This is a genomic window from Microcoleus sp. T3_A4 (assembly GCF_036700465.1).
Lineage (GTDB): Bacteria > Cyanobacteriota > Cyanobacteriia > Cyanobacteriales > Microcoleaceae > Microcoleus.
In genome coordinates this window covers 44,374-64,588 of the sequence record NZ_JAUBOY010000035.1, presented here as the reverse complement: position 1 = coordinate 64,588, position 20,215 = coordinate 44,374, and the positions used below count along the sequence as shown (strand labels likewise).

General features: G+C 46.7%; 16 protein-coding genes. 4 read left to right on the top strand and 12 right to left on the bottom strand.

The window, feature by feature from the left end; genetic code table 11:
• Positions 1-286: 286 nt before the first annotated feature.
• Positions 287-1,561: a cell division protein FtsZ gene (gene ftsZ, locus QUA07_RS20160; RefSeq protein ID WP_333082420.1), complete on the top strand. Its 1,275-nt coding sequence runs from the start codon at positions 287-289 to the stop codon at positions 1,559-1,561.
• 56 nt (positions 1,562-1,617) lie between these two features.
• On the opposite strand, the gene QUA07_RS20155 is transcribed toward ftsZ, so the two are convergent.
• Positions 1,618-2,382 carry an MBL fold metallo-hydrolase gene (locus QUA07_RS20155; RefSeq protein ID WP_333328374.1) on the bottom strand — a complete coding sequence of 255 codons (765 nt, stop codon included), beginning with the start codon at positions 2,380-2,382 and terminating at the stop codon, positions 1,618-1,620.
• Between the two features lie 150 nt (positions 2,383-2,532).
• Between QUA07_RS20155 and thiD the strand changes: the two genes are divergently transcribed.
• Entirely contained in the window at positions 2,533-3,342 is an 810-nt protein-coding gene (gene thiD, locus QUA07_RS20150; RefSeq protein WP_333328370.1) for a bifunctional hydroxymethylpyrimidine kinase/phosphomethylpyrimidine kinase, read from the top strand.
• 62 nt (positions 3,343-3,404) lie between these two features.
• On the opposite strand, the gene dndE is transcribed toward thiD, so the two are convergent.
• The 6 genes from dndE to dndB all read right to left on the bottom strand — a co-directional run bounded on the left by dndE (position 3,405) and on the right by dndB (position 10,958).
• Positions 3,405-3,806 (bottom strand): DNA sulfur modification protein DndE, encoded by a 402-nt coding sequence (gene dndE, locus QUA07_RS20145; RefSeq protein WP_333328367.1) that lies wholly within the window; start codon positions 3,804-3,806, stop codon positions 3,405-3,407.
• Positions 3,807-4,072: 266 nt separating this feature from the next.
• A complete protein-coding gene (dndD, locus tag QUA07_RS20140; protein ID WP_333328364.1) occupies positions 4,073-6,070 on the bottom strand; it encodes a DNA sulfur modification protein DndD in 1,998 nt (665 codons plus the stop codon).
• 209 nt (positions 6,071-6,279) lie between these two features.
• Entirely contained in the window at positions 6,280-6,843 is a 564-nt protein-coding gene (locus QUA07_RS20135; RefSeq protein WP_333328361.1) for a GxxExxY protein, read from the bottom strand.
• A gap of 130 nt (positions 6,844-6,973) precedes the next feature.
• On the bottom strand, positions 6,974-8,689 hold the full coding sequence (gene dndC / locus QUA07_RS20130) for a DNA phosphorothioation system sulfurtransferase DndC (protein ID WP_333328358.1): 1,716 nt from the start codon (positions 8,687-8,689) through the stop codon (positions 6,974-6,976).
• Between the two features lie 22 nt (positions 8,690-8,711).
• Positions 8,712-9,680, bottom strand: a complete 969-nt coding sequence (locus QUA07_RS20125; protein WP_333328355.1) for an HNH endonuclease — start codon at positions 9,678-9,680, stop codon at positions 8,712-8,714.
• A 165-nt stretch (positions 9,681-9,845) separates the two neighbouring features.
• Positions 9,846-10,958, bottom strand: a complete 1,113-nt coding sequence (gene dndB / locus QUA07_RS20120) for a DNA sulfur modification protein DndB (protein WP_333328352.1) — start codon at positions 10,956-10,958, stop codon at positions 9,846-9,848.
• 243 nt (positions 10,959-11,201) lie between these two features.
• Here dndB and QUA07_RS20115 point away from each other — a divergent pair, with 243 nt between their 5' ends.
• Positions 11,202-12,794, top strand: a complete 1,593-nt coding sequence (locus QUA07_RS20115) for a DGQHR domain-containing protein (RefSeq protein ID WP_333328349.1) — start codon at positions 11,202-11,204, stop codon at positions 12,792-12,794.
• A 271-nt stretch (positions 12,795-13,065) separates the two neighbouring features.
• Here the strand turns inward: QUA07_RS20115 and QUA07_RS20110 are convergent, their stop codons facing one another.
• A complete protein-coding gene (locus QUA07_RS20110; RefSeq protein ID WP_333328347.1) occupies positions 13,066-15,006 on the bottom strand; it encodes an alpha-amylase family glycosyl hydrolase in 1,941 nt (646 codons plus the stop codon).
• A 57-nt stretch (positions 15,007-15,063) separates the two neighbouring features.
• Here QUA07_RS20110 and QUA07_RS20105 point away from each other — a divergent pair, with 57 nt between their 5' ends.
• Entirely contained in the window at positions 15,064-15,318 is a 255-nt protein-coding gene (locus tag QUA07_RS20105) for a hypothetical protein (protein WP_333328344.1), read from the top strand.
• Here the strand turns inward: QUA07_RS20105 and QUA07_RS20100 are convergent.
• From QUA07_RS20100 to QUA07_RS20085, 4 genes are all read right to left on the bottom strand, one after another.
• Positions 15,262-15,840, bottom strand: a complete 579-nt coding sequence (locus QUA07_RS20100) for a hypothetical protein (RefSeq protein WP_333328340.1) — start codon at positions 15,838-15,840, stop codon at positions 15,262-15,264. The two genes, QUA07_RS20105 and QUA07_RS20100, sit on opposite strands and share 57 nt — an antisense overlap.
• Before the next feature lie 53 nt (positions 15,841-15,893).
• On the bottom strand, positions 15,894-17,486 hold the full coding sequence (locus tag QUA07_RS20095; protein WP_333328337.1) for a M36 family metallopeptidase: 1,593 nt from the start codon (positions 17,484-17,486) through the stop codon (positions 15,894-15,896).
• Positions 17,487-17,746: 260 nt separating this feature from the next.
• A complete protein-coding gene (locus tag QUA07_RS20090; protein ID WP_333082408.1) occupies positions 17,747-18,112 on the bottom strand; it encodes a hypothetical protein in 366 nt (121 codons plus the stop codon).
• Positions 18,113-18,478: 366 nt separating this feature from the next.
• A complete protein-coding gene (locus QUA07_RS20085) occupies positions 18,479-20,071 on the bottom strand; it encodes a hypothetical protein (protein WP_333328334.1) in 1,593 nt (530 codons plus the stop codon).
• Positions 20,072-20,215: the final 144 nt, after the last annotated feature.

Here is a 20,215-nt window from a genome sequence, read left to right as displayed (position 1 = left end):
GACTGTTTTTTGATATCGAGTCGGGAAAAAAAATCAGATTTTTCTTTCCATCCCGATGCCTCTGAGGCTAGTATCCATTTTTTTTCCTTCTGCCTTGCTTACAACTGCCTTAATCCGGTCAAGTACCTGGATGGCGTCAAGCGAGGTCTGGGCTAGCGAGGTCGGCCAAATCCGAGATTGCTAACATTAAGCATCGACCAGTGTTAGTTTTTCGCGCAACTTAGCCTATAGTTGATTGTGAATTGGCGTTTAGTTAAAAAGCTGTAATCTACTATCCCCGACTCTAATGAAGCTTAATAATAGACAGGGGTCTGACCAAGACAGTCCCCCTTCGGAAGAAGTAAAAAATTTTCCGGTGGCTGCAGATTCCGCCAATCCCTTTAGACGCAAGTCTGGTTATGTAAATGTAGATAGTATTGATATCGATCCTATGGTCAATCCCAAAGACATAATGCCCAGCAGTGCTGCCAAAATCAAAGTAATTGGCGTCGGCGGCGGTGGGGGCAACGCCGTTAACCGGATGATTGCCAGCGAGGTTTCTGGTGTCGAGTTTTGGTGCGTGAATACAGATTCCCAAGCTCTGGTTCTCTCAAATGCTCCGAAACGCTTGCAAGTCGGACAGAAGTTGACGCGCGGTTTGGGGGCAGGGGGCAATCCGGCGATCGGTCAAAAGGCTGCGGAGGAATCTCGCGACGAGGTTGCTAATGCTTTGAATCATGCGGATTTGGTGTTTATCACAGCCGGCATGGGCGGCGGTACGGGTACAGGCGCGGCTCCGATCGTGGCTGAGGTGGCTAAGGAAATGGGCGCCTTGACTGTGGGCATAGTGACGCGGCCTTTTACGTTTGAGGGACGGCGGCGCACCAGCCAAGCTGAAGAAGGGATTGCCGCTTTGCAAACCCGGGTGGATACGCTGATCGTAATTCCTAACGACAAGCTGCTGTCTGTGATTTCGGAACAAATGCCGGTACAAGAGGCTTTTCGAGTTGCTGACGATATCCTGCGCCAAGGGGTTCAGGGTATTTCTGACATTATTACTATTCCCGGTTTGGTGAATGTTGACTTTGCTGACGTGCGGGCAGTAATGGCTGATGCGGGCTCGGCTTTGATGGGCATCGGCGTGGGTTCTGGCAAGTCGCGGGCTAGGGAGGCTGCGATGCAGGCTATTTCTTCGCCTCTGCTGGAAGCTTCGTCTATTGAGGGCGCTAGAGGTGTGGTGTTTAACATCACTGGCGGTACTGACATGACGCTGCACGAGGTGAATGCGGCGGCTGAGACGATTTACGAGGTTGTCGATCCGAATGCCAATATTATTTTTGGAGCGGTGATTGACGAGCGGCTTCAGGGCGAAATTAAGATTACTGTGATCGCTACTGGTTTTTCGGGGGAAGTTTCCCCGCCTCCGACTCCGGGGCGGACGCAAAATGTTAATGCTCCTTGGCGGGCTGCAACTGTGCCGGTGACTCCTGCTCAACAGACGCCCGATCCGAAAGCGAAACCGCCCCAGGATTTGGGATTGGATATTCCTGAGTTTTTGCGTAACCGTCGCCCGCCTAGATAAATTTGGATTTGGGATTTTGGATGGCGGATTAAATCTCAAATCTCAAATCTCAAATCTCAAATTTCTAGGGTTTGGCCTGGTTCGGGTTCGAGGAGTTGGGTGGAGAGTCCCGATTTTGCTAGCAAATCGCGAAATTCGGGGATGCTGCCGACCGATCGCACTAACTTTGGTAAAATGCCTGTGGCTCGGATGTCTCCCGCCGCTGTAGGCAGGAAAAACCGAGGTTTGAGTGTTTGGGCAAGCTTCAGGGCTTCCGCAGGGCCGATGATGACTTGTCCGAGGAAGGGGAAGATTTGACCGATGACTGGGGCGATGGCTACGTCTACTGTGTCTATTTTCTGTTTGACTTTTTCTAATGGTGGCAGGTGCGGTTCGTAATAAAGTGTCTCGCCACTGCTTAAATCTTTGAGCAAATAGCCGTTTTCTTCTTGTCCCGGCCCGATTTCGGCTCCGGGTACGGCAGTAATTTGTAACTTTTCTTGATAATTAAATTCTTGCCAATTTGCTAAAGATGTGATATTGGTGTAGCCTAAACTGCTGAGGACTTTGGCGGCGGTGGGTGAGGCGATCGCGGGAATTGTGCGATCGAGCTGTTCGAGTGTGGGTCTGTGACAGTGGTCGTCTAATCCTTGGGAAATCAGGATGAGGTCGATCGGCGGTAAGGTACTGGGAGTAAAGGCGACGGGGGTGTTGTGGTAGGCGGTGAACAGCCAGGGTTGACCGTAAAATACCAGGGGATCGACCAGCCAGGGATCGACGAGGATGGTTTGGCCTGCGATGTGGAAGATCCAAGAGTTGAGGTCGATTCGGGTGATTTTCACAGTTGTTTGCAATAATTCTTTACATTTGTTTTAATCATAGCTAATTTTGTGGGGACATTTTAACCGCAGATGAGGGCGGATGAGCGCTGATGAACGCGGATATGATGGGATTTATCTGCGTTTGTTTGCGTTTATCTGCGGTTGAAAAAGATGATTAAATCGAAGATTCCTGTGGCTTTGACTGTGGCTGGTTCCGATAGTGGCGGTGGGGCTGGGATTCAGGCGGATTTGCGGACTTTTGCGTTTCACTGCGTGCACGGTACGAGTGCTTTGACTTGTGTGACGGCTCAAAATACTTTGGGGGTGACGCGAGTTGATGCTTTGTCTGCGGAGGCTGTGGCGGCTCAAATTGAGGCGGTAGTTGGGGATATTGGGGTGGATGCGGTTAAGACTGGGATGCTGCTGAATCGGGAAATTATGGCGGCGGTGGCTTCACAGGTGGAGGCTTTGGGAATAGGGAATTTGGTTGTCGATCCGGTGATGGTGTCACGATCGGGCGATCGATTGATTGATGACGGGGCGATCGCATTTTTGCAGGATGTTTTGATTCCAATGGCTGCTGTCGTGACTCCGAATCGCTTTGAGGCTCAGATTTTGAGCGGTTTGGAGATTAATTCTGTGGATGATATGCGATCGGCGGCGCAGCAGATTTATCGATCGGGCGCAAAAGCGGTTTTGGTGAAGGGCGGCGGGATGAAGGGGGATTTGCGCGGAGTTGATGTTTGGTTTGACGGTACGCGGTTGGATGTGTTGAAGACTGAAAATGTTGATACTCCCAATACTCACGGGACTGGTTGTACTTTGAGCGCTGCGATCGCGGCTAATTTAGCATTAGGTAAAGATTTATTTACAGCGGTCACATTGGCTAAGGATTATGTGACTACTGCTCTCAAATATGCTTTGGATATTGGGGAAGGTCAAGGGCCCGTAGGTCATTTTTTCCCGCTTTTACTGAAGTAAATTGTGAACTCATCCCTTCTCTTCCCTTCTTCCTTCGCGTCCTTCGCGTCTTCGCGGTTCGTTTAATTTCTTAATTTTTCAGGCGATAAAGAGATCGCCACCAAGTCTTCGATTTTCTTAATATTCGGATCGCCGGCCAAATAACCAATCCCTCGGTGCAAGTGCAGGCGAAACTGTTTGGCTAGAGTTTCTTTTTCCGTGCCTAAATTATCTTGGTGACACCGCTGTTTGAGGGCCATTATCAAGATATCAGCCATGTCACCGCCGAAGACATCCCAGCTTAATTCCACGTTGCTGTCGCTGGGAATTGGTACTGGCGATGGGATGCTGGGTTCGGCGAGCGATCGGCAAAATCCCCACCTGCATAGAATATTCCACTGATCGATTTTGGTCGATCGTTTCAGTTTTGATAGTTGGTCTTTGCCTGTTTGGGAGAGGCGGATGCGATCGACTGGTGGTTCCATTAGTTTGAGATGGTTTGGTATATTGTAAAAAGTGTTAATATTGGGGAAGCAAAGCCTCTAGATAACGAGAAATAATTAACATTTTTTTACACGGCGCGACTTGATTAAATCGGTTTTTTTTGGTATGCTTATTTTAGTAGGATTTATCCTTAATAATGGGATGGTTGCAAAAATAAAATTTTCGCAACCATCCCATTATGCTATATATACTACCGCAACTCCCCAGCAAAGTCAAGGGGGTTGCGGCTATTTTTTAGCATGAATTTTTATTCCCAGAAGTAACCTTTTTCGACGGTGGTTTGGTGTTTGGCGGAGTTGTATTTGAGGAGGTAGCTGTGGGCAATCGCCTCTAATTCTTGGAGTTTTTCGTATTCTTCTTTTCTAATTTCCGTGTCGGTAGAAAGCAGGATGACTTGGTGGCTGGCCGAGGGGAAATAGCGTTCGACTAGGTTGTTTCTGTGGGAGGAGTCGAGGCGGCCCAAGGGAGTGTCGATCGCCACTGGCAATTGTCTCCCGGATACTCTGGCTAATCCCCACAAAAAGGCGATCGCCAGCAATTGTTTTTCCCCGGCAGAAAGTCGGTGTTTGGGTACCGGTTTGCCTTCTGGATCGTAAATGGAGAGGCTAAATGTTTGAGTGTCGATCGCAACTCTGTGCACGAGGTCGGTTTTGTGCAACAGGTAGCGGAAACAGTCGGTAATTTCTATTTCGAGTTTGTTGAGTTTTTTGAGGGTGAGTTTTTCTTTAAAGAGTTTCAGGGTGGCTTGGGCTTTGGCGATGGAGGCGATGACGTGTTGGCTGTTTCTGATGGTGATGAATTCGCTGCTGTAGCTTTCTAGTTCTTTTTGGTTTTTGGCTAATTCTTTCTCTAATTCATCGACGCGGCGGTTGGCTGATTCGCAGGCTGCGGATGCGATAGCGACTGCTTTTTGGGCTTTCCTGACTTCTTCTTCTAGTTTTTCGTAGGCTTCGGGGGAAGCTGCGGCTGCGAGTTGTCTGTCTGTAAAGTCGATTTCTGCTTCGATGCTTTTGATTTCTTCTATTTGGTCGCGGGCTAAAATTTGCTGGGCTTTGATTTGGTAGCTAAGGAGGTTTTCTAGTTGCTGGATGCTGTTGTTGTCGGCGTTCATCCAGGGCGGGGCGTCTGTTCCCGCTTGCTGTTCGAGTTCTTGGTTTTCTTGGCGGATGAAGTCTTGAATTTTATCTAGCTGTTGGGGATTTAATGAGATTTCCGCGATATAGTTGAGAAGGCGAGCGCTTCTTTGTTTGATAACATTTTGGGCAATCTTTGCTTGCTGCTGGCTGGCTTCTGTTTCTGCTTGAATTTTTGCTTCACTTAGCAAGGGCGAAATTAGGGCTAGTGGTAGCGTATTTGAGGCTAATTCCATCATGGATTGACGGGTTTTTTCTGCCTGATTTCTGTAGTCGTTTAGCTGTCTGTCTAGTTGACTGCGATCGGCGGCAATTTTTCCACCTTCATAAATAAACTTTTCTGATGCTTGTTGCTGATTTTTTTGAGCTTTATCTAACTCGTTTTTAAAGCTGGCTTGTTCTTGCTTAGCTGAGTCTATTTCCTCACTAATTTTCTTAAAAGTTTGTTCGATTTTCTCTAAAGCAGCCAAGTCTTTTTTGCCAGCAATTTCTTTCCGCTTGCGGCTGGCTAATATTTCTAAATCGACGGCGAGGCGTTCTGCTAATTCTAAACCTAAAAGAGATTTAATTGCCCCGACGACAAACTCCGGCGGTGTTTCGAGTTCTGCGAGTTCTTTTACTTGTTCGCCGTCAAACAAAAATAGGTTGGATATTCCGACTGGCAAAAGCGTTTCGATGTATTCGTCCCAAGTATTAGTAATCGCTTTGTCAGACCACCAATCGCTGACTATTTCGCTGTATATGAGAATGCTTAAGTTGTCTTTGATATCGCCTTTTTTCCAGTATCTAACTATTTTGAATTGAGCTAGTTTGTCATCTTGGACTTGTTCAAATGTTAGTTCGACGCGGGTATCTTCTAATGGGGGAGTGTGGCGGTTGACGCATTGATTGAGAAAGTCGCTGTAGCTTAAATTGCCTCTGGTGGAACATTGGGCGCGACCACCGTAGAGGGCGAGGCGAATGGCGTCCATGAGGGTGGTTTTGCCGCCGCCATTCATGCCGCCAAATAAAATGACTGGGCAGGGACTTCCGTCTTTTTCGGGGCGGAGATTGATGGTTTGGGTGCCTGCATAGGGGCCGAAGTTTTTGAGGACGAGTTCGAGGAATTGCATTGTAGATGTAGATGTTGTTGGTTGGTGGGGGGGCGGTTAGCAACGGATTTGGTAGCGGATTTAACGGATGGGTGGTTGGTGGGGGGCGGTTAACAGCGGATTTAACGGATGGGTGGTTGGTGGGGGGCGGTTAACAGCGGATTTGGTAATCACCCACTAATCATCCGTTACATCCGTTACAAAATCCGTTGCTAACCGTCCCCCCCTTGCTACCAATCAATCACATCGGTTGAATCTTCCTCCTGGTTCTGGGGTCTAATGCTGGGAGGTAAGGGGAGTTCCGCATCTGTTTCTTCATAGGTTCCTGAACTTCCTCTTGTCCAACCCCTGCCACTTGTTTTCGGCGTCCACAAGTATGGTTGAATGTGTTTTTGCCAACCTTGTACAGATTTTGGTGGGAGGATGCGGTGATATTCTAATTTGCTGCGTCCAAAGTTTATAAATAAACCTACTTGCGCTCCTGTAGCTGCTACGTAAGCTATTATTTGAGCTTTATCTTTATCGGTCATTGGATAATTTACGGCTTTATCCTCTACTACAATACCTTGATTCACCCAATGGTCTAGATAGAGGATTCCCATCCAAACTTCACCGTCGTAAATTTGTCTGGGATACTCCATTTCTGTTGTTAAACCGGCTTCTATCATTTCTGCATCAAAGGCTCTTTGGTAATGTTTTTCTCTTAAACCTTTTTGCGTCCTCCGGTGTACTCTCATTGCACAGCCGATGATGCTGTATGTAATATCCTGATGGGGAATATTAGGATTAATCATGGTCGTAAAAATTTTGTAATTTAAACGATGAGGGTTGGGTAATAATGAGGTTAGTTGACAGCCTATTGTATCCGATCTCTCGGCGGGGTGGCTGTCAACAAGTTTGGGTTTAACCGCAGGCTAGCGCGTGCTAATCGCTAGGTTTTTCCTCTCCTGAATTGGGCGGTGAAAATTTAATATCCGCCCAAGATAGCTGTCTGCTTTGATTGCTGTTGCTTTCGAGTTCTTCTTTAAGTTTTGCAATATCAACGGTATCGTTTTTGGCGGAACTGTTGGTTTGGGCGATCGCATCTTTGAATTGCTGAATGTTTTCCGTCGGATTGGCTTTAATATCTTCCACCGCTTTTTTTAAATTGCGTTGATAGTGGGCGTTGCCAATCGCTTCTTCCTTCGATCGCGAACTGGTTTCAAAGCATTTGTCCAAATCGGCGTAAATGCCTGTACGGCGGGGTTTTGTGTAGTATTGGCGTTCTGTATCCAGGAGTTTGGCCATCAATTCGAGGTGCATTTTGTCCTCGCTGCAAATCTCTTCGATCGCAGTCCATTCATCGCTACCGAGGAGTTTTCTTTCGGCGGCGGGACGGGAATCTTCAAAAGGTTCGCCCGTGACTTCTTCGTAAATCCGAGGTAAAGAATCGTCGAATTCGTGCTTTTCTTCCAGCCAAATGCGGCGGATTTCGCTAAGTTCTTCTGGGGTAATTAAGGTGATGTCGCGCATTTCTAGGGGTGCGGTTTTGCGGATTTGGGTTTGTGCTTCCAAGACTCGTCTCAGCCAGTGTTCTCGCCAGAATTTGGTGTAGGGCCCTGGGATGGGTTCGACGGAGGTTGTGTCGTCGCCCATGTTGCGTTCAAACAGTTCTACTCTACCGTAAATGCGTCGGAAGTCTCTTTTTGGGCGATCGTCTTTTATGTCTAATTCGTTGCGAATATCGAGGAGAGGCTGCATCCATTCTTTTTCCTCATCGTTTTGAATCATTGCCTCCATAGATTTGTCTTGGCTTACCATTGTGCAAACCCAGCAGCCAAAGCGAGAACTGCCGCAGCTAGGTGTAGACGTATCGACAACTAAAGGACATTCATTGTCTGCTGTTGCGCCTCGATACATGGTAAATAAATCTTTATTGCTATTTTCCCAAGGGTTAGGCCACTGATTCAGATAAATCCAGACTTCATCAGTTCGCCAATCTTCTATCGGACTATAAATTAGGGAATTAGGCAGACTAGGACTCTGATAAAGCAGAGATTTAATGGAACTAGATTTATCATTTAGACGGTCACTCATGCGACCTATTTCATGTTTCTCCATTGAAACAGCGCGTTTAATGCTTTCAGCTTTGCGAGTACCCAATATAAGAATTACTTCTCCATTGATTCTCACCATATCACGAACAAACCGATTAGAAGGAAGGATTTTCAGGCGTTCAGTACACCAGCGAAATCCATGTCTCGGTGCTGGGTAGCCTTTTCCCATCAAGTTGACCCAGAAAGTATCTTTGACATCTGGATAAAGCATATGAGGCTCTATTGGGAGGTGCTGCTTTATAGCCGCAGACTTCATCTGTTTTAATGATTGACGTACCCAAGTAGAAACTATCGGGTTCTCTACCAGTGTATCTGTGGTAATTACATAAATTTTTTTCGTCCTTTTTTCAGGTGGTAATTCTGCTATTGCATACCAGATAAGCTGCACTACCGCAGTGCTGTCTTTCCCACCGGAATATCCTAAAACCCAAGGTAGATCATCTAAACAATATAAATCTCTAATTTCTTGACTTAATTTTTTTATTTCTTCCACTAAGTCCCTAACGGTACGGGGTGGAAAAAGTGGTAGCATTGTTTCTGTCATGTCTTCAACCTCAGTTACTTTATTAAGCTCTAAATACATTCCGCCGATGCCATTCTAGCGATTCAAGTCTTGGTAAATCTTGGTCGGAAGTGGGCAGGAGAATAGTTTCACTATGAAAATCTTTCATACATCTGGCATTGGGGGATGCCTCTTCTAAGTCATGAGCGACGATAATTCTGTAATTATCATCTATAGCAAACCAACCCTGGTCAAAAGCCCAATGATGATTTTTACACAATGATATCCCATTATTAATTTGATTATCATAAAATCTTGAAAACGGCTTAATATGTGAGCCATCTACAATATTCTGAGTTAAACTTCTCATAACTTTCAATCGACAAAATGCACACTTGTAATCATAGGTATGTACTACTGCTTTCCTGAAAAAAGCATTCCTAACAGCAGATTTGGTTAAATAAAATCTCGGTTGTTCGTCCGAAATTCCTGCTGTGGCTGATATTTCTATTTCTGTTTGAGTAACATTTTCAAAGTCTTGATTAACTTGCAAAATCTCTCCCAGAGCGTCCCTATTTAATGAAAACCATTTAGCAATCAGTGTATCTATTAATTCCGCTCTAGAATTTGGGTCTTGGAGTAAATCGAATAATTCATTATCCCAACTACCGTATTCTACAGCTTCTCTTAGCTTGTTAGTTGTTTTAGGCTTTGAACCGTTAAATCCCGATTTCAATGTTTTATGCCAGAATCCATCACCTTCCAAATGCCAAAATGGATAGTACAAACCACGATTGTGAGAGTCAGAACCTAAAATTTCCCAATACTTGTTAAATGTTTTAACCAAGGCGTCCGAAACATAAATTCGATTTTCCCTAATTATTCCTTGAGCAATTAGATCGATGATTGACAATAGTAATATTGGCTTATGATTAGCTTGACCACGTTGGCGTGTGTTATTTACATTAAGAGCTGCAAAACGTTGGCGATAGTATGCTAAATTCTTATTTTTGGACTCTTCTCCTGTAGTCATTTCCTCCTCCAGCTATGATTAAATACAATCAAACCTAAAATTTTACACTCTTTTCAACAAAAAGTTAAGCAGCGCAAGGCACAACCATAACGCAGAAACTAGACAATTAAAGCAGTGTCAGCAGACTAAAAAGTAATTTTATAGCCTAAACAGGAGATAATTATATCACTGTCCGCGTGCCTCTGCGGTTTCCAAACCCAACCGCTTTTTCAAATAATCAGTCATCCAACTAACACTCGCCCTCGACTTAGAAATCCCCCCTTTCAACAAAATCCCTCCCTCCCAATCAGGATTAGAAATCGACCAATCAACCTGCTGCAAAAGGCTCAAACGTTCCTCCCAACTCTCAGGAAAAACCGATCGCAAAGCCGCCCCAACTTCCCCCAAACTCTCAAGCACAACACTGTGACAGTGCACGCAATCCCGGCGCATTTCCCCGGCCGCAACTTGCTTGTGCAGAACTAATTGCCAATCTGGAATAAAACTGCAAACCGCATTCCAATAACTAACCGCCAGTTGTATTTTTTGAGCGAGTTCTTCCTCTTTGTGTTCTTTTTTGGTGCGAGAACCAGAGGGTTTTGCCTGTTCGCTGCGGTGAATATTAGACAGCAAAGCCATGATAGCACGATCGATCGCACTCAGCGTAAACAATTTGTGCGATCGCCCGTTCAAACTCCCCTTCTCCATCTCAGTCAAACACCGGAAAACCTCAACCTGCTTAACAACAGCCTTCACCACAAAAGCGCCATCGTCCCGGTGGTTGTAAAGTAGACTGAGTGACGCCTCCAAAGGAACTTGAAAACCGTTCAAATCAGCAAACATCTGCTGCGATTTTTCCAACCCAATATCGAGAAACAAAATCAGCGCCACCGTCTCATATCCCAACTGCGGATTTTCCCTCAAAGCCATCTCAAAAGCCGCGCGCCGATGCTGTCCGTCATTAATAGTAAACTTAGCATCCATCGGCACTCGCAAGCGACCGATTTTCCGTTCTTCTGCCTCATTTCCCACTGCTTCAAAAGTAATATCCGCATCAATCGAAGCAGCAATAGCCCCACAAGTATAATTTGTAGGATTCTTAACAAAATAATCAGCAATTTCGGGAATCCTAGCTTTGTTAAGCGCCCGTTTCGCCCGCATAGACGGCGGCAAATCTTCAGATTCAAAGGGAAACAATTTCGGCAAAAAACGCACCGGACACATCGACACGTAATATTCGCGGCCCGCTTGAATGCCCCGAATTACCGGCAAAATGTATTCAAAGGAAGGAGTAGACATATTTTAGAATGGGGCATGGGGCATGGGGCATGGGGCATGGGGCATGGGGCATGGGGCATGGGGCATGGGGCATGGGGCATGGGGCATTAATAGCTATTGACTTTTTGCAACTTTTATGATAATGAGGTGGGCAAGGAGGGAATAATTTAAGTATTTCACAATGTTTTTTTAAAAACAAGAGTTGACATAAAATTTAACCCATGATATTTTTGAAAAAATAGCCAAATTATATAAAAACCGCCGATGAATAGCAACCCAGCGGATGACCTCGCTATAAAACTATTAGAAAAAGAAAATAGCGACAGACAGGAAATCGCACTTTTATTAGATAATTATTTAGGAAAGGACGATCGCATTTTCGTACAAAAAACCCAGATGGGAAACAGCGAAGCATACATCGGTTCAGTCACCCTAGAATGGTTAGACTCTCGCGTCCGTTTCGCGTCGCAAATGCCGCTTTTTCGCCAAAAATTCGACCTCCAAACCAACAACATCGTCCGCGACGACGAAACCATTGACGAAATTATCCAGCGTCCCTTAGATTGGTCGCGCCAAGCCACCCTCACTCAATATTTAGCAGCCAGAAAATCGCACAAATTCCCCGCAGTTTTAGTAGTCGTCAGTCCCCCGTGGGTAGACAATCCTCTAGCCGAGGAATGGGATAAAAATGGCGTAGCAACCAAATCAGCGACTGAATTTACATCCTTTGATAAAAACGAGAACTTAGGGCTTTTGAATGTCTCTCAAAAAGTCTCAATTTTTGCCTTAGACGGTCAACATCGGCTGATGGGAGTTCAAGGTTTAATGAGTTTAATTAAAACCGGAATCCTGCAAAGATACAACAAAAATAAAAAACCTGTCGGCGCTGCAATTACTCTGGAAGATTTAGCAGAAGAGTATCAAATCGACCCCGAAACAGTGTATAAATTAGCTCACGAAAAAATCGGGATTGAGTTTATCCCGGCGGCGGTAGCGGGGGAAACGCGACAGCAAGCACAACGGCGCGTGCGATCGATCTTTGTGCACGTTAACCTAATGGCGGTAACGCTGAGTCAGGGCCAGCTAGCATTATTGAACGAGGACAACGGATTTGCGATTTGCGCCCGAAAAATTGCCGTCACCCATCCCTTATTAAAAGAACAAGATGACAGAAACCCCCGCGTCAATTGGGACAGCGCCACAGTCGCAGCAAAATCAACTGTGTTAACCACATTGCAAGCGCTGCAAGATATGTCCGAACGGTATTTAGAATACAAATTCCCCCATTGGAAGCCGGAACGAAAAGGTTTAATTCCCATGCGTCCCGAAGATGAAGAACTAAAAGAGGGAATTGAAGAGTTTAAAAAATTGTTCGATCATTTAGCAACTTTACCCAGCTATCAAAGAATTGAAAGCGGCGAAGAAACGGCAGAATTGCGCCGCTTTAGTTTTGAAAAGCCAGGGGGCGAGGGAAATATTTTGTTCCGTCCAGTCGGTCAAGTTGCTTTAGCTAATGCTTTGGGAATTCTAGTATTTAGAAAGAAACTTTCCCTGAAATCTATTTTCGACAAACTCCGCAGGTACGATGTCGATGAAGGATTTAGCCACATGGACAATCCTGAGTCTGCGTGGTACGGGATTTTGTACGATCCGAACAAAAAGCGAATGCTAGTTTCTGGAAAGGATTTAGCGACGAAGTTAATTGTATATTTGGTGGGGGGAATTCAGGACGATATGGATAGAGCTCATTTGCGGCAAGCGGTGGCGGAAGCGAGAACTTTTGAGGATAAAGCTATTAGTTTTAACGGCAGATTTGTGCAGCCGCAAGAGGTAGGATTGCCGGCAGTGCTGAGTTGATTTTGTTACCGCAGATGCAGGCAGATGTTTTTTCACGATCGGCGATCGACTGCACATAGCTGCGGCAATTTATTGTTTTTTTCGTACTCTAGGGTTTGCGATCGCACGGCGTTGCAAAGTTAATCGAGTCAGTGGAGTTGAAACTGCACTGACTCGATTAACCTTTCGCCCATTCAAGATATGCGATCGCACGGCGTTGCAAAGTTGATTTGCTCAAGATCATGTCACCCACTGGTTGATTGCGACGATCGCACGGCGCCTCAGCTTGACTTTAGGGATGATTCGTCAGAATCAAAAATTCGGATGCGGGAATCGGTTGAATTTCGACATAAGCAATGCCATCTTGTCGCTGCACTGACACCGTTGATCCCACTTTATGAGGACCCGTGTAACCCGGAGTCGCCACTTCAGCGGTATTGAGAATTACCGTCATTGAACTCCCCATCGCGTTGAGATTGGCATCCACCAGAACTCTCGCTCCCCGATCGTCCGTTCCATGACTATTCAGTACACAAACCGCTTCCTCATCATCTAAAACCCGTGACCAACCAATAATTTCTCCACTCAGTCCGTGCTCGCCAAATGGCAAGTTCAAGAAGGGAATCGCGGTTGGTCGCAAATACTGTCGTCCTAACCGCAGCACAGGGAACTTTTTGCGGAGTGCCGCCATTGCCGCAATCCGAACATAGACAGGGTGATTCGGATCGAAACAGTGAGCACCCGCTGTCCCAAACGGCCCAAAACCGGGTAAGTTTTGATCGATGGCTTGTAGTCCTCCTACTCCCGATTGCCGGGGATGGGAGGGGCCAAACATTGCTTCCCGCAAATAGCGATCAGATCCCTTCCAGTCGGGCAACCACTTGCGTTCAGACGGTTCTGGTCCCGCCAATGCCTGCTCGGTTCCCGCGTAAATGCAGGGAATCCCCAAGGTGAACAGTTGCAATGCCACTCCCGCAATCACCTGATGATCCGATGCAGCTTCACTGGAAAAGCGGATTTTTTCACCAAATACATGATCGTGATCGTCCAAAATTGAAACATGACGCCGCCCGAGATTCCGATGTGAACCCATCACCGCGTTCATTGGATCAAACCCATTAAAGTAGGCTCTTGGGTCCATCAGCCCTTTGGCAACCTGGTTAAGATTTCCCCGCATCTCGCCGATATCCAACGCAGCATTTAAGTTTTGCCCTACTACATCCAGATAACGGTCTTCGTTATAGTCTCCGCCTGCTATTTCTCCTACCAAAAAGAAGTCACTCTTACCCAGATTGGCCGCAAACTCCTTAATCGCCCCGCAGAAATTTCGGGCTTGCTCGTAGGTAACGTGCTTGAGGGTATCAATCCGAAAGCCATCGCAGTCTGTCAGGGCAATCCAGTATTTATAGCACCGGGCTAAGTTATCTAAGAGGTGGGGATAGTCCAACTGGAAATCACGCAGCGTAATGAAATCCGATCGCCGGAATTCGGCATTGGGATCATCGAGATCCCCGCGCCCTAAATCGCCCTTTCCGGCACGAGTATAGCAATCTGGTTCCTGGAGTTCGATCGGCCAGACTCCTTCCGCGTCGGTTTGAGGTTGCCCCGCGATGGGTTGTCCGCGATCGCCTACCCACGACCCAAACTGATACCAACCAGGCGTATAGGGTGGTTCCCATTCTCCCCCAGGAGTACCAGGGGCATAGATCCAGTTAGATCCTGAATGGTTAAAAATGATATCAAGGATAATGCGTAGCCCCTGGGAGTGGGCTTTATTGACCAGACTGACCAAATGTTGGCGAGTCCCAAAGCGAGGATCGACCTCTAGAAAATCTTGAATTCCGTAACCGTGATAGCTATCCAAGTGACCCCGTTGCTGAAAGATTGGCCCTACCCAGATCGTCGTCACGCCTAGTTGGTTGAGATAATCCAGCTTTGACTCTAATCCTTTGAGCGTCCCACCCTGCCAGCGATCGCCTCCTGATTGTGCCCACTTGTCAAATCCCCAGGACTGACCATTTGGCAGATTAGGTCGGGCCTGATTCAGTTGCTGCCGATTAAGTAGAGGGCGTGTATCTTCTTTACCATCGCTAAAGCGATCGGGTAAGAGAAAGTAAAGTACCTCATTTCTCCAATCGGGAGAGGAGGGAAAGTAACTCTCACGTCGGGGTAAAGAAAAGTCTTTTAGACTAGCTGGGCGCTGATTAGTGAGATTTTGATCGGTAAATGTCATAGGAATTATCTCAAGATTGGTGAATAGCTTTGCTCGCACTTCTGAAGTTATGTTTTTTTGGTTAATGTGGGGCGATCGCCGATCGCACTGTGTCAAGAATGGACTGGACGAATGCGATCGCCCGATATTGTGTGGACTGAGTTAAACCTCTGTGAAACCCAGATTTTTTGTTGTGGCGATCAGTTTGGGATGATGGGTTTCGGGCCCTCAACCCATCTTGCTAGAAGATGGCGATCGCACTTACTTAGCAGGAGACTAATTGTCCCCGCAATGCTGCCGTACAAGTCGATCGATCGCCTGTGCAATAGTTAGGAATCTCGATCGAGGAGTTTCCGGTTGATTATGCAGTGTTGTCAGAACATTCTCAATACTTTGACCTGTTGGCAATACCAATGTTGATGATTTCTCCCCCAGGCGAATAGTGAGCCGGTGGGGGTTGAGGGTAGGTTCAGATGGGATATCTGAGGGTAGGTCGGCAAAATCCCGATCGGACAGAATATTGGCAAGCATTACTAAATCCTGTCGCTCTAATTGACATATTTGATGGGGAGATGACACTGTATCGTTGATAAAACGACTAGCCTGACAAGTCCCATTAGGGAGAATTGTCCAAGTTATGCCAGAAATCCCCACAAAGCCCATCTGTCCATCTCGGAACTCTAACTCTGCGATCGGGTGACCATCTTCCGTGAGGAAAGGATTGTTACGAGGTGTACTCATCGCCATAGCAGTCATAAACGCTAGAAGTGATACCAGAATGGTGACTGGAATGAGTTTTTGGTAAAAAGGCTTCTCCATAGCAAAAAACCTATCTCTGGGGCATGGTTTCACCATACCCCCAGTCCTAATTAGACTATTCTTCTAGTTGACATAGACAAAGCAAACTACTAAACAGGGATGCCTCGTTCAGTTTCAAAGATCCGCTGGATCGTTGCTTTGTATTCTCCACCACACCAGGATTGGTCAACCGCGAGTAGCATATCCTTGGCATACTTGAAGGTCGGTGAAGTTGTTCCTAGAACCAGCATACTCCCAAAGATCAGGAAGTCTGCCACTTCTTGTCCGAGTTTTTTTCTCAAGTGCCAGCAGGCCCCGGCCCAAGCTTGACCACGGTCATGGGACTCTGTTGAAGTTTCGGAATATTTCAAATCATTATCGCAGTTGCGAATCATCCCCGCTTTTTCAGGAGCAGGTACAACATACTCCCCTAAGTCAGGATCATTCAATAAAGAGCAAGCGAAATAATCAGCGTAACCTTCGTGCAGTGCAGCTCCTTCACTTCCAAACATAGCAGGGTGATATTCATCAATCACGGCATGGGTGAACTCGTGAGCAACTACATCAAATTCCTTGGCTAGGTCGCGAAGTCCACCGGGATTGCCGGGATAACTGCCATCTCCGAAGTAGATCTGCCCCGTACTGGAAGAGTAATAAGCATTATCGTATTTTGTTCCGGTATGGACGTTAGCAGCGAGTTGTCCACTGTTAACTTTGCCATAGGGGTTATTGACAGTAAACCCTCGGAATCCCAGGTCCAAGAAGTATTGATAGACTTTCTCCACAGCATAGTAGACTTGGCATTCATCAAAGTGCGTATCTTCAGGAGGAAAGTCAAATCGGTAATTGCTGCCTACCACTGCGCCGGGCGCATCCTCATTAATTACCTTACAATACCGACCATCTAACTTGTTGTAAGGAGATTTGACATCGCGCAGCATCACAGTTGTTAGGGGCGTTTCCTCGGGATTTTCAGAGTAAACTCGCGCCCGAGGTGCAAAGTAAAATGAGTGAAATTTCATCGAGTTGTAGCTGTCTACAATTTCTCCATTCTGGACATCAATAAAGTATTCCCAGTCACCGAGGGGGGTTTCTGCCGGAACAGTTAAGTGATAGACTCGCACATGACCCTGTTGGGTCGGATAGAGGACGGTTTTATGGGTAATGCCACCCCTCAACTCAACCGCTTCACCGAGATCTTTTCGGGCAATCTGGCGAGCTTCTTTTAGGGAGATAGCTGTCTCGCCCGGTTTGACAGAAATTTGCGATCGCAGACCACTCGTCACTATCCGAACTTGATTTTTGTCATCTACACCTACCAAAACGCTGGCACCAAAGACCGGTAATCCCTGGTGATTTTGCTGGCGACGAATGAATTTCAGCCCGCCCCACTTAAAGGAATCAACTTCAGTCAGTTCTTCAGTATCTTCTGCGCTCAGTCCTAAAATGCCAGGGTTTTCCATCAGGAAGGAACGGCTGGCGTCAGTGGCAGTGCCTGTCATTGTCATGGACAATTTTCCTTCTAAGTAAGCAGGATTTCCGGTCATGGTGTTCACCACCAAGGAAGATCCCGATCGCTGCGCCAGAAATGTTTTCCTCTGGGCCGAAGCAACCGCGACTGACTCAGCGGCTACACCAGAGACGAAGGCATCAACACGATTTCGGTTGGCAGGATGACTAAGGCTAGACTCTTTATGAAACATAAGTTTTTCTCCTTGTCAATTGATGCAATGAATTCTTGAAAATCAGATTTCTAAAAAGGGTGCATGGTACTAAGCTGTCCCGCATCTAAATTGTATTTTTGGGGTTTGACCTCGCATCTCGAATGACCAACCAAGTACATTAGCGCTTGAAGTGGCCGGAGCCTAGGAGTTCGAGGTCAAAAAAGGCGGAACCCACACCAGAATTTGCTCAAACTTGACTGTAAAATTTAGATGCGCCTCAGCTTACCCAACTTCGGTAGCTATTCAATAACCACCATGTCAATCCGAAGATTTTGTCCCCATCCGCTGCCGTTTGAGTCCAATCTACGGATGCGAATCCGCACAAAATCACGCCCGGTTTCGATCACCTGAATCCCAAATTGATCGGGCCACCCGCGATCGAGATTGTCAGCTTGGCGAGGCTGGCACTGTACAATCTGCGGGGTTGGCGTGGTGAAGTTCCAGCCAGTCACTTTCAAGATGAAATCACCAGGGCGACTGCCTGCGAAAACGTATCCGTAGTGTTGCTGTCCGATTGCGCCTGCGGTTACGCCTTTCGGTGTCACCAAATGCACTTTCTCAGTAACTTCGGGAAGAAGAGCACTGCTGTCCATCAACTCGTTCATGATGAATCCTCCGTAAATATTGCTTCACTACTTACTAGACGTAGCCTTCGATCTAATTCTCAGCAAAATAAACTTGGGAAACAATACGACGATCCGCGTATAGGATTATGACGAAATTGCAACAAACTATCGTTTAAGTAGCCCTCTAGCAAAGTTAAATCCGGTCAGTGGAATTTCAACTCAAGTTGCATCCTGTCGATCGCTCTTTTCACATATTCAAGATGTGCGATCGCAGCTTGCCATCAAAACAGCGATCGCATGACCTTCCACTATAGAGTGAACCTTCAAGCAAACTAACACTTTGTATTAATTCCATATCGTGTCGATTACATGACAACGAGTTTCTGGAGCAACTGCTCTTAATGTTCATGCACGATCGATGCCAACTACATAAAGATTTTCAGGATCGTACTGGAATCCCAATGGAACCTCTAGGGGTTGACTAACACTAAACGGTGCGACCCCTGCTCTCCGAAAAGTCACATGGGTTGTGACTTCTTTATAGCCAATATAGCCATATCCGTTAGTTGTCCGCGGATAAGCACTGAGCCGTATTTGATAAGCACAGGTGACAGGCGGAAATTTCGTTGGACTAACCGGACAATCAATCCATTGGTCAGCCACGCCCTGCCAGTTTCCACCTGGATAGGAACCCATACCAGACGGCAATAGGTTAATTGGCGGAGTCCCTGGCCCTCCATAGTATGCCTGTAGTCCAAAGAAAAGGAGATTCCCCTCCGGATCGTAGGCACGGAAGCGCACACGTACAGGATCGGGTGTTTCTGTAATGTCGATGATGGAACAGGGCGCAACTGACGCCCCTTGATAGGTGATGCCATAGATCTGCAACTCCGGCATGGCGTTATCAATGTAGAGTTGCAGTGTTTGGGGTGGTGAAATGATGACAGCACCTACAGCATTTTGAAATTCCACCTGGAACTCATGCACCCCAGTGGGTAGTGGTGCATCGCCCGAGCCACCTGCCGAGTTCAATTGGAATAGCAGATCCTTCGTAGAATAGTCCAACGATGGATTCTGCAATCCATAGCAATCATTGCTATCGGGACCAAAAGAATCCAGCACGTAAGTGCTGCCAGTCCACCGATAGTTTGCCCATGTCCGGCGTAGCGGTACAAAACTGCCACTACTGCCAAATCGATGGAGAATGCGATATTTCCTTGCCCCAGCCCCCCACAAAGCTAGTATGTTGGGACGATTATAGATAAAGTTGAGCGTTCCGCCAAAAGCTGCGTTCGTTACCGTCGGCACATAGGGGGCTGTCGTGGTGGCTCGTCCGCCACTGATAGTGGTAGCGGGAATCAGACCCACGCCACCGATGACAGGTCCAGCCATCCCCGGCGGATAGATCGCATCTGGACCCGTAGCTAAATAGATCTGGTGCAGGGATGCAAAGTTGGTAAAGAACGCTGGTGGAAAATCGGTCACAAACGAAGGCGACGTTGAGGCGACCCTTAGCCCAAAACGCACGTAGGGTAGCGTCATACCTCCCAATCCAGCGATCCCAATTTCCGATAACGCAATCCGCATCTCCCAAATTCGGTGAGGGGTCGCCGAATTCGGAGAGGGTCCAAATCCTTGCCGAACTACAGACGAGGTGGACGTACCGAGAATGCCTGTCCAGCTTCCTGGTCCCAGATAGTATTGTCTTGCAATTTTGATGGGTAGGGACGGATAAATCCCATAATTCACATCAAAATTTGGTGTAATGCTGGTGCTCCGGTCAACATCGAAGCTTAACCAGAAATAGTCATCTACCCCGGGTGAATTACCAGTGTCACCGATCAGGTCTAGAGCCAGATAAAGAAATGTAGCATCATTCTTGAGCAGAATTACTCCATTGGGCATTGGCATGACACCAGCGTCTGTCCATTCTCCTGGAGAGAAACTGCCAGATAGCGAGATCGGTGTTGTGGCCCAATGACTAGTTACAGTTGTCATTTTTACTCCTTCTCAAATATTGTCTTCATTTTGTCCATTCAAAAATGCAGATTTCATTGAATAGCCTTTGCTTTCATACTCCTCCAAATAAACTTGAGAAACAATACGACGATCAGCGTATAGGATTATGAAGATATTGCAACA